The organism is Pueribacillus theae (assembly GCF_003097615.1).
Taxonomy (GTDB): Bacteria; Bacillota; Bacilli; order Bacillales; family UBA6769; genus Pueribacillus; species Pueribacillus theae.
Window position 1 is genome coordinate 1 of sequence record NZ_QCZG01000084.1, and the last position, 3439, is coordinate 3439.

The window sequence follows — 3439 nt, forward strand, 5'->3', positions numbered from 1 at the left end:
CTTCATCGAGCACATTTCGTTTCCCGTGTCCGTCTGGGCTATACACTATTCCTAGTGGTTTGTCTTCCATTAGCATTGCCAGCGTAACGGAAGTGTCTGGCATGAGCCCCGAATAGCCCCTTTTGCACTTGGATGGAGGACTGCTGGTGGGAATGGTACCAATGAGTTCCCGCCTCTTTTACAACAAAACGATAGATATACGACTCTCCAGGCATTACGGCATCCTGCGTCATCCCGGCAACTCCATCCTCACCATTAGGGACATCTACTCCGTGCCAATGAATGGTAACTCCACTTCGGAAAGGTGGCTCCCGATAGAAAAATCATCAAATTCAAGGCAAGTGAACTGATGGCTGAGGCAGTCCGAACGGTTTTGGCAATTGAATTGATCAACAGTCCGAACGGGAAGAAGGCGGCCAGGCTTAATAGGATTTCCAATAAGGTGCTCCCCAAATATTTCGGTACATGTAAGTCGAATATAAGAAATCCAAAAATGAGAATGATTACGGCGCTGATGGTAAAAATGAAGGTTCCCTGCACGGTTTGCGCCGTTAACACCATCCAGGGCCTTACTGTTGTGACCTGATAGCGTCGCAAAATGCCTTTTTCACGATAGTTGGCCATCACCGTTCCGATGCCGAAAAACGCGGTGGTCAAGATGTTCACGGCAATCCAGGACGGGATGTTGTAGCTTTTAAAATAAAGTTTGATCAAAACGGGTTCTTTCTTTGTGAAAACTGCACAACTTTTATAAAAAAGTTTGATAATTTTATGACTGTAATCTTCAACAATTTCTCCCGATTATGGAAGAAAGAATTATTCAATTAATTACTTTTGCCACTCCATTAAAATCTTATGCAATGGCCTTGTTATAAACGCGAGTTGACCAAATCAATGTGATAATTGTAATAACCACAATGACAATAAATCCTACGAAAACTGATTGGTTCACAATTGATCCTTCCGCTAATTTTTTGGATGCTTCTACTCCATAATATAGCGGATTGACATGGGCGAGTACTTGTAACCACTTTGGTCCAAATGACATTGGTAATAAAATTCCGGAAAGTAAGGTTAACGGTAATTGTAAACTTGTTACTACGGCAGCAACCCCACCCACATCTTGGAAAATCAAACCCAGACTTCCAGACCATGCTGAAACCATCATCGTAAGAACCGAGAGTAATATTAATTGTAATAAAATACCAACAAAGTGTATTTCATAACCAAATAAACTTGAGATTACTAAAACGATAATTGCTGGAATAAGGAACGCTACGACATCTTTTAATACCCCTCCCATTAACATAGCGAACCGACTGGCTGGGGTTACACGTAAACGTTCAATAATCCCACTTTTTAGGTCAAAAACCATTGACCATCCAGCACCCATTCCTGAACTAAATGCTAAGAGAACTAAAATGCCCGGCACAAACATATCTAAGACCTGAGCTGTAGTCATAGCAGGATGGGTAATTTTTTTCAATAAGGGACTAAATAATAAGATATATAACAAGGGAGTCATCAAACCTGAGATTACCCAAACAATTTGGCGAGCTGACTCTTTTAATTTACGAACAAAAAAAATATTCGTTTCCCGTACAACCTGCATCATTGTTCTTCTTCCTTTCCGCCATCACGCAATTCTTTACCAGTTAATGTTAAAAAGACATCATTTAAGGAAGGCATTGATAACGATAAATTGGCTAATTCAATCTGATGTTCTTTTGTGAAGTTAATAATATCAGTAATTAATTCTTCACCTATGTCAGTGTAAATGGAAAATTTCATATTTGCTTCTGTCGCTTTATCAAGTTCTAATTGTTTAAAAAATAGTTTCATTTTTTCGCTGTCCTGCAGATGTTTCATTTCCATTGAAACAACTTCACTCGAAATCTTTTTCTTTAATTCTGTAGGTGTTCCTTCAGCGATAATATTGCCGTGGTCTATGATAATTAAACGGTCACATAACGCGTCCGCTTCTTCTAAATAGTGAGTCGTTAGGAAAATGGTCATTCCATTGTCACGTAATTTTTTAATGTGCTGCCATAAATTAGCGCGGTTTTGTGGATCAAGTCCTGTCGTTGGTTCATCAAGAAATAAAACTTTTGGTTCATGTAAAATTCCTTGAGCAATCTCAACACGACGTTTTTGCCCACCAGACAATGTGCGAACAAAGCGCGGAAGTAATTCATGAAAATCTAGCAATTTACTCAATTGCTCAATTCTTTGCACTGTAACATCATTTGATAGCCCATATAATTTTCCTGATAATTCCAGATTTTCCCGTACTGTGGCGTTTGGATCAGCACCACCAAGCTGACTAACATAGCCTATATTTGCACGGACTTTTTTGGCTTCGGTTAACACATTATATCCAGCTATATAAACTGTTCCGCTACTAAAGGGCAACAATGTTGTCAGTATTCTTTGTGTAGTGGTTTTACCTGCTCCGCTCGGTCCAAGAAAACCAAAAATTTCTCCTTGATCGACTGTAAAGCTAATATTATCAACGGCAATAATTTTTTCCTTTTTGCTCACATAAGTCTTACTTAAACTTTCAACACTTATTAATTTGAACATAATGTTTATCCCCTTCTTTCTTCGAAACTATTTTTTCATGTAATAGGCAAGTAATATTAACGTCATTGCAATTGCTATAACGAATGGAATCCAGCCGAAAATCCATAATTTCAGGATGAGCAAGAAAATGCATGCTCCTATCGCTAAAATCCAAAGTGCTCCTGTCATGATGCCAAACGTTTGCGCGTTCCCTGATGTTTCAAAACTTTTTGCCCATTCGTAATGTTTTTCAGCTTCTTTTAATACCCAAGCTTTACGATAGTTAGATTCTGTAATCATTAAAAAAGCAATCACACCAATGCTTGGTATCACTTACGAATCCAACATCGGAAACAAATGGGAACTGGATATTTGGTTTGTGGACGATCCTGAAAAACAGCCCGATTTTCAGCATATTCGTAGGATGCCTGATCGTCTTACTCCGGCAGCGATTGTCTCTATTTTAAGCATTAAAACCGTTTGGTCCGTACGACCCGAGTATGGGAAGCAAGTAACAAGCCTCGATATCTATACCACTGTATTAGATAATAATGTACGTACACCTGACGAATTCAAGCAATGGCTGGAAAGCCACAACAACAATTTTCAATAAAAAAAGCCAAGAGTTTATGGCTTCTTTTTAACCTTGAGCGTTGTTACTAGCTCTCTAGCCCGTAGTTGAATGTAGCTAGCCCTTCGGAATATTCGTCATTATGATCAGTCCTATTCAGGACTATTACCCGTTTCGCTTCCTATCGTGAAAGGAGTGTATACATTTTCATAAGCCCCATGCATCGTCATGCCTCTAAGCGCATGATCCAAATTGTGACAATGATCCATCCATAGTCCGGGATTATTTGCCAAGAAAGCAACTTCA

The 3439-nt window shown here is 39.2% G+C and carries 6 protein-coding genes and 1 pseudogene; 1 reads left to right on the plus strand and 6 read right to left on the minus strand.

The window, feature by feature from the left end:
• Window positions 1-104: 104 nt before the first annotated feature.
• The 5 genes and pseudogenes from DCC39_RS18540 to DCC39_RS18560 all read right to left on the minus strand — a co-directional run.
• Window positions 105-293: pseudogene (locus tag DCC39_RS18540) on the minus strand (multicopper oxidase domain-containing protein); the annotation flags it as partial.
• Entirely contained in the window at window positions 256-666 is a 411-nt protein-coding gene (locus DCC39_RS18545; RefSeq protein WP_240613702.1) for an ABC transporter permease, read from the minus strand. The pseudogene DCC39_RS18540 and the gene DCC39_RS18545, both read right to left, overlap by 38 nt.
• A 187-nt stretch (window positions 667-853) precedes the next feature.
• On the minus strand, window positions 854-1615 hold the full coding sequence (locus tag DCC39_RS18550) for an ABC transporter permease (RefSeq protein ID WP_240613701.1): 762 nt from the start codon (window positions 1613-1615) through the stop codon (window positions 854-856).
• On the minus strand, window positions 1612-2583 hold the full coding sequence (locus DCC39_RS18555; protein WP_116556371.1) for an ATP-binding cassette domain-containing protein: 972 nt from the start codon (window positions 2581-2583) through the stop codon (window positions 1612-1614). Before DCC39_RS18555 ends, DCC39_RS18550 begins: the two co-directional genes overlap by 4 nt.
• A 27-nt stretch (window positions 2584-2610) precedes the next feature.
• Entirely contained in the window at window positions 2611-2895 is a 285-nt protein-coding gene (locus DCC39_RS18560) for a hypothetical protein (RefSeq protein WP_116556372.1), read from the minus strand.
• Here DCC39_RS18560 and DCC39_RS18565 point away from each other — a divergent pair.
• The gene (locus tag DCC39_RS18565; RefSeq protein ID WP_205948545.1) at window positions 2882-3175 is read left to right on the plus strand and encodes a hypothetical protein; all 294 of its coding nucleotides are present in this window, start codon (window positions 2882-2884) and stop codon (window positions 3173-3175) included. The genes DCC39_RS18560 and DCC39_RS18565 overlap by 14 nt on opposite strands.
• Before the next feature lie 110 nt (window positions 3176-3285).
• Here DCC39_RS18565 and DCC39_RS18570 read toward each other — a convergent pair whose 3' ends face one another.
• Window positions 3286-3426, minus strand: a complete 141-nt coding sequence (locus DCC39_RS18570; RefSeq protein WP_276309938.1) for a multicopper oxidase domain-containing protein — start codon at window positions 3424-3426, stop codon at window positions 3286-3288.
• Window positions 3427-3439: the final 13 nt, after the last annotated feature.

Bases quoted from the DNA above. Each gene is read 5' to 3' on its own strand.
- DCC39_RS18550 (WP_240613701.1), bottom strand. From the start codon at position 1,615: ATGATGCAGGTTGTACGGGAAACGAATATTTTTTTTGTTCGTAAATTA.
- DCC39_RS18555 (WP_116556371.1), bottom strand. From the start codon at position 2,583: ATGTTCAAATTAATAAGTGTTGAAAGTTTAAGTAAGACTTATGTGAGC.
- DCC39_RS18565 (WP_205948545.1), top strand. From the start codon at position 2,882: ATGCTTGGTATCACTTACGAATCCAACATCGGAAACAAATGGGAACTG.